Source organism: Bartonella sp. AC535YNZD (genome assembly GCF_042196625.1).
Classification (GTDB): Bacteria; Pseudomonadota; Alphaproteobacteria; order Rhizobiales; family Rhizobiaceae; genus Bartonella.
Genome location: NZ_JBHIQP010000017.1, coordinates 19738 through 27254, shown reverse-complemented (window position 1 = coordinate 27254; position 7517 = coordinate 19738). Strand labels below are relative to the sequence as shown.

The 7517-nt window shown below is 36.8% G+C and carries 2 protein-coding genes and 1 pseudogene; all 3 read right to left on the bottom strand.

What is annotated here, in order from left to right:
* On the bottom strand, positions 1-2393 hold a 2393-nt coding region (locus tag ACFIM8_RS08195), incomplete at its 3' end, for an autotransporter outer membrane beta-barrel domain-containing protein (RefSeq protein WP_375614764.1).
* A 171-nt stretch (positions 2394-2564) separates the two neighbouring features.
* Positions 2565-3293 (bottom strand): annotated as a pseudogene (locus ACFIM8_RS08190) (autotransporter domain-containing protein); the annotation flags it as partial.
* 695 nt (positions 3294-3988) lie between these two features.
* Positions 3989-7153 (bottom strand): autotransporter outer membrane beta-barrel domain-containing protein, encoded by a 3165-nt coding sequence (locus ACFIM8_RS08185; protein ID WP_375614763.1) that lies wholly within the window; start codon positions 7151-7153, stop codon positions 3989-3991.
* Between the last annotated feature and the right edge of the window lie 364 nt (positions 7154-7517).

Below are 7517 nucleotides of genomic sequence, written 5' to 3'. Positions count from 1 at the left end.
ATATCCACTAAACCAGCATGAAATAAGGCATTTGGCAAAAGAAGATAAGTTGGAACCTGTGGAACAACAGCTCTAATTTGGAGATTAGACGAAGGATTAATAGGAGCAGAATCCCCAGAAGGCTTTGGTTCAACAGGGGAAGAAGCAGAAGGAACAGAATCTGGAGATGAAGGAGATACCGGAACAGAGGGCTTAGATGGCATAATCTCATCCGTAGAAGTCTCAACTGGAACAAATGGTGCAGGCATAGGCACAGCAGAAGGATTTTCTGGAACTGTTGGTACAGAGGGAGACGGAACTGGTGCAGAAGGAGTCAGCGTCGAATCCGTAGGGATAAATGTTTCAGACGGTTCAGATCCCTCAGGCAAAGAAGGTGTAGATGGTATAAGTGGAGGCTCAACAGAAGGGGGTTGTTCAGGTGAAATAGTCTCTGTTGGTCGTTTAGAAGGAACCGTCTCTTCTTCAGATTGAGGAGGTAAAACTGTAGACGTTGGCTTAGAAGCAGTTTCAGAAGAATCTAATTCAGGACCAATGTAAACACTTTCGAGACGAAAATCCCAAAAATCCCCTTCTCCAACAACCAATCTATTCTTTGGATCTGCATTTCCAGAAGAAGAACTTGGACCATAGGCACGAAGTTTATATTGATAAGGAAATCCATTCACTGTAGTATAATTATTGGCTAACTTAAAAGAACTTTCCTCTGCTGTCCCAGCAACTTGAACAAGTGAAATACTTTGACTCCCTTTATTGCCAGCTTCTCCTTCTAAGGTTTTGGAAAATTTCTCCATCATGAGCAGTGTACTTCCCAAAACATTCCCGTAGATCAAAATACGATCAGTTTTTTGCGGATTAAACGAGCCGTCATTATTCACAAACGCACTCATCTTAATCTGCACATTTCCCTTTGCATTATAAGCGTCTTTATCATATTGTATCCCATTTATTGGATTTATGTCATTTAGATTACTTCCTTTCTCAATATATACTTTTCCAATATATAGCGTTTGATAATCTTGAGATATAAATTTATCAAAAAAAATTGTGCTATCAGAAATGCTTATAGACGAAAGTAATGAATCTACAGGAAGAGATTCCTGTAAATCTGTATGTTTCCTTTTGGTGAGATACCATGCAGAGCCATGTGTTAATTCTAAGTGAACAGTTGATACATCCTCAACACGAATACCCCCTGTAAGGGTAGAATTCTTTGCTTTCACCAATAGAGAAGAATTATTTTGAGCCTTTAACAATAAATCACCAGAGATCTTTGTCCTTTCTGTTAATTCAATGGTAGCTTCAGCTCCATAAATATCATCTCCCGTACTATAAATGGCAATACCATCAGGAACTGAAAAAGTTGTCTGTGACAAATGCAAAGATGCTTCACCCCAAACAATTTTTTCTACTTTTGAAAGTTTTTCACTCCCTACCTTAAACATATCACCCCATACATCTGGACCTAATCCATAAAAATACAGACCGTATACTCCCTCACCCTGAACAGAAATATTGTTTTTTTCTATCTTAATACTTGTCTTTTTAAACGCATTTGATGAAGCGTATTCTTGAATCAATTTACCTTCAGCATCTGCATAACCTGCAAAATTCGTAATCAAGAAGCCATGCATATCAGTCAGCTGAATAGAATCACCACGCAAATGAACATTACCACCCTGTGATATGTCAAAAGCTCTTGGAAATTCATCAATAGTTTCATTATCAACTACAATCGTGTGTTTCTTACCTTTGCCCTGAATATTGGTTGTATCAATAAGATATTTTCCCCCAAATTGTGTTGAAAACGCACCAATCTCATTAAAAGTAATAGTACTGCCTGATATCCTAACGAATGCATCAGAACTACTAACAAATCCAATCCCTTTTGCATTCAAGTTATCTGATACAATATCAATATTTACGCTCACTAAAGCAATATCGGTTTTTTTTCCTTCTGCACATACAGCTTGCAAACTACCTTCAATCTTCCCTCTATTCATCACAACTTGCCCGTTCTGAACACGAAAACCGGACATATCCTTAATATTTGAATTGGTTAGAACAAGCTTGCCATCATCTTTTACAGATGCACTATATAAAAATGACTGCTTTGGCCTATGCGAGATAATATTTGTCTCTAATAAATTTAAAACAGTTCCCTCTTTTTCTATAGAGAAGACAGCAATAAAATCATCTAGAGAAGAGACAGAAGGAGTATAATTTTTATTACTTATCGTATGTTTTTTACTATCGCTATATGTAAAAAAACTCCCTGATACATTACAGGAAGTTCCTAAATTATTAGGATTCGCATTAACACTCACGATTGGCAAAAAAGAAACAATAGCCGTTGTAATAAATAAAAATTTATACCCGCTTAATACATTAACCATAACTTTATTCCCAATTTGCCTTTCTCCCCCTGTTAGTTAAAAATAAAAAATATTCCCCATAATATTAAGTTAAACACACAAACAATGAGAAGTATAAAACTTAATATTCATTTTATACTTCTCAAAACACTTTATAACTTATGTAAAAATTACTCTATATTTCATAGGCATCTAAAAATGATAGCGTAAACCACCTGAAAAAATCGTCCCAGAAAAGCCAACTTTGCTAAGACGATACTGATCGGTCACATCTCCATGCAACGCAAAGTTTGAAGACAACTGAGCCTTCAGCCCTACTCCAGTTTCTAAAGAAGAACCAAAAGCTCCTAATTGAAATTCATCTCCAAACTGCACACGTTGTTTTTCGCCAAAACTATTGGTAAGATGAAGTTTCCCATTGAAAGAAACAACATGCTCTTCTTCAGAAGCAGCAAGCGTCTTGCTTAAATTCCCGCCAACACGCATCACCCACAAATCAAGCTTTCCCATTTCGACATCAAATCCATCGTTATCAGAGGTCTTATCAAACCGTATATTTTGATAAACGACCTGAACTTGCGTATCAAAAATAAGCCCCTTATGTCCTGTCATAAATGGCTTACCGGCAGCCAATGAAGCACTCAAAAGTGTCCCCTTCAATGTTGTTGTCTTACCTCTTGCTTGCGTGAGAACATCCCCTTTAAATAACCCGTAGAAAAAAAGTCCATCGATATAAAAGCCTGTATCATGCTGCATGCTGCCATATGCTGTAATAGACCATTTATCAAATGTACTTTTTTGCTTTCTTTAACATCTTGAGGCTGTAGAGAGTTTTTTCCCATTATTCTCCATTTTTCCAAAGCTCGAAGTGTGATGTGTATCCTCAATCGCATTGAGCAAGACACTTGCCTCTATACCATGAACATTAGAAACCTGAATCTTACCTTCATCAAAGGAAAAACCGCCCTGCTTCACACCAAACACAGATTGAGATAACGTATCATTTCTACTTTTCTTTTCGCCATTTCCTGTAATAGAACTTTTTTTAAAAGAAGTTTTATTGTCTTTTAACACAACCACTGCTGATGTAATCTTCTCAGATCTCTTTAATTCTAAAATTCCATCAGTTCCTGAAAGCCTTTTTCCCCTTTACTTTTTTGCGGTTTAATAACTATGTTATGAGTTCGTATTGTAAAAATAACACCTGTAGTCCTCCTATCCAATCCACTCATATATAACTTATTACGACTTCCAAAAGTACGAGAAGCATCAACTGTATCACACGAATACGACTTAAAAAGAGAATTACACGAGAGATTATAATCTTCTGCACTCACATCTATATTGTGCGCGAAGAAAGAAATAGAGGTCGTAAGAGAACACACACACATGACGTTTTAGTACTTTAATCATAATTTAGTCTAAACTTTCTTTATTTTATCTTCATAAAAAACTGAAAAGACACACCTGGTTCATCTACTCATTATTCTTATTATGTACCGTTACATATAATTTGTTTTGTATTATATGTAAAGTCAAAAATCAGAAAAATAACACAATAAAACCATGTTTTGTGTTTATGTCTTTCACAAAGGATGTATTAAAGAAAAATACAATTAAAAACGATAACTTAATCCACCAGAAAAATGCGTTCCGGAAAAGCCGTCACTCGTAAATTTATGCTGATAAATCAGATCGCTATGAAAAATAATTTTTGGAGATAATTGCGAAAAAACACCAAATCCAGCTTCTAAAGAAGTCCCAAAGGAACCAAGCTGGAAAGCATCTTTAAAATATACAAATTGTTTATCATCAAAACTACGAATGAAATGAAGCTTACCATAGAATGAAAGAACATGTGCATCTTTATCTTTAGTAAATGTAAGTGTCTTCGTTAAATACCCACCAATACGCATCCCCCAATGATCTGGGCTTCGCATATCAATATTAAAATTATCAATATCACGAGTCTTATGAAACTGAAGATTTTGATAAACAAACTGAACCTGTGGTTCAAAAATAAAATATCGGCTGCCTATCATAAACGTTTTACCAGCAGTTAAGGAAACACTTAGGGGCTTCCCTCTCAATGCAACCGTTTTACCTCGCTCAAGTGTGAGAACATTTCCATTAAACAAACCATAAGAGAAGAGACCATCCATATAGAGACCCGTATCATGCTGCATGCTTCCATATGCTGTGATTGTCCATTTATCAAATATACTTTCTTGACTTTGTTTAACCTTTCGAGGCTGCAACGAAAGTTTGCCATAATTTCCCATAATCCCAAAAGATGTCGTACTGTATGCACTTTCGATTTTCTTGAGTAAAAGACCTGCCTCTAGTGCATTATAATCAAGCTCACCGCCATAATCACCATATTTAAATGCAGACAAATTTGAAGTATAATGATGATGTCCACCGTAACCGCGCAAAAACAAAGCGGGATTTTCATCATTTTTTAACAACCGACCAGAAACAGTTCGCAGCGCTTGCAACTGCTTGCTTTGATTACTGATATCCATCAATCCAGCATAAAATAAGGTATTTGGCACAAGAATATAAGTCAAAACCTGTGGAACAACGACTCTCACATTTGGCTCAAAATAAGAAGAAGGCTCAAAAACAGATGCCGGAACAGAAGAACCAGACGCAGGTGGAGTAACAACAAAAGGAGTGGGTGAAACAGATGACAGAACAGGAGAAACAGATGCAACTGGGGAAACAACAGAAGGAGTGGGTGGAACAGATGGCGGAACAAGTGAACCAGATGCAGGTGGAGCAACTGGATTAGATTCAGCAATAGCGGGAACAACAGGTGCAAGAGAGGAAAGAGGATTGGGGATCTCAAGTACAAAAACATCAGATACATTAGGTGTGGTCGTAAGATGGGAATCCCTATCAGGAGAATCTACAGGAGAAGAAAGACTTGGCTCCTGAGGTTTTTGCTGAGAGTTAGAATCAATAGAACCATCCTCACCTCCAGTAATATTAGGATGAATTTTAAGAACAGAAGGAATATCATCAGAAGCAGGAGGAACAATTTCAGTAGAATCAAGAGAGGGAGAATCAACAAATTTACTTTCGAGGCGGAAATCCCAAAATGTTCCAGTATTTTTAAGCACTCTTTGATTGGAATCTGCAGTCCCTAAAGCAGAGCCTGGACCATAACTCTTAAGATGATACTGATAGGGGGAGGCTTCAAGTGTGACATACCCCCCATTTAACTGAAAAGAATCTTCCATGGCTTTTCCATAAACCTGAATAATGGAAATCCCCTGATTATTACCGCCCTCTCCCGTCAATGCCCCTGAGCTTCCAGGAACACTATACACATGGACTGTCGTTTTTCCTTCAAGATCACCATTGATTAAAAGCCGGTCAGTTTTTTGCTCTTGCAGAGCTCCGCCTTTATCCAAATATGCATTAAGATAAAGACGCGCATCGCCTTGTGCACGATAGACAGTCCCCGATCCTTTTCCGATGAGAAGTGTCTGATAACCATCTGTTGTTTTAGATTTTAATTCTTCAAAAACAAGAGAACTATCCGTAAGATTGACCGATGAAATGAAGGAATAGTCCCCTAAATTAGAACCAAAAGCATCAGAATTTTGCAATTTGTCATATTTTGGTCGCGATAAAATCCACTTTGAACCATTTTTTAAATCTATCTTAGCTGTAGAACTTTCATCAACATGTGCGCCTCCTACAAGGGTAGAAGCATCAGCCTCAATCTTTACAGTAGAACGCTCAACAGCTTTCAGGAGTGAATCTCCAGAAATTTTTGAATGTTGTGAGAGTTTAACAGAACTTTCGAATTCTCGACTATAAATAGCCGTACTTTCTGGAGCCATAAAAGTTGTCTTTGTCAAATGGACAGTCCCTTTTCCAGGTATAATTGTTTTTTTATCATTTAAGACAGCTTCCCAAAAAAAGTGCATGCCATTAAATCCATTCCCTCTCACAAAAATATTGGAATATTTTATATGAGCAGCATTATGGTTATTCCCCTGCACCACAATACCATGAACATTGTCGACATTAACGTTTCCTTTCTGGAAATTAAGAGAGCCTTTCCCCTGAAGCATACTAAAAGCAGAACCTTCACGATAATTATCTGTATTTGTTCCCAGTTTCCCCCTCCCACTAATAGAAACGCCCTCTAAATTAATTTCTCCATCTCCTCCTGTTTGAACACCAATACCATCAGCAAAATTAATTTTTCCTCCTTTCATATAAATTTTTGCACCATTATGACTCAAAAGACCTATCGCATCAGAAGATGTCTTAATCTCTGTCTTGGTCAAAGAAACAAACGACCCTTTACCCCCAACACTGATCCCCATTCTGGTTGCTTTAATCACCCCATTCTGCATCTCAAAAGCTCCCTCATCATTAATATCGGCCCCTATCGACACGTTATTTAACATGGAATCAAATAGAGCAACGCCTCCCCCATTTGAGGACTTTACAGCTGTTGTCCAAGCGTTTGTTTCTGAATGGCTATTTGTATTTGAGACACCATTAATGATTATAGCCTCTCCCTCAATGACTGTATTTTTCCCTGATGCCTCTATGGCAGCATCAGAACTTTCACCCGTAAGTTGATAAGTTTTCTTGGCAATTTCATGCGTTTTACCATCATTACAGCGATAAAATGAGGCACTTTCGTTACATGAATATGGCTTCTTCTCAGAAGAAATCTCACCTGCATCAGTATTGTATACAAAGAAAAAAATAACCGTTGTAAAATGACATAAAGAGAGATGATTTTTAAACATAATTTTCTACAAACTTTCTTCCCCTTCTCTAAAAACAAAAAACACGCATTCTGTTTAATAAATTTGGTTACGCGTGATAATTTAAAATACGTTTTGGATTTTATATATCCACCCTATGTTTTATGTAAAGCTAGAATCCCAAAATATCACAATTTAAAATTGTATTATTTATAAAAACGCGTAAAAATATAGATAGAAATAAAAACTCTACCCCAAAGCGGTGATTTCAAGAGAATTTAATAAAAATACACTAAAGGAAGAAAAACAGCATAAGAAGCAAAAACTGCAAACCAGAAAGCCCTATCTCGTTTCTAAAAAGAAACAAACTTGCTCATGCAAAAAAACATTTTTTTAAAAAACTTGT

What these genes read in the sequence shown, in the direction of transcription:
- ACFIM8_RS08185 (WP_375614763.1), bottom strand. Translation starts at nt 7,153, where the DNA reads ATGTTTAAAAATCATCTCTCTTTATGTCATTTTACAACGGTTATTTTT.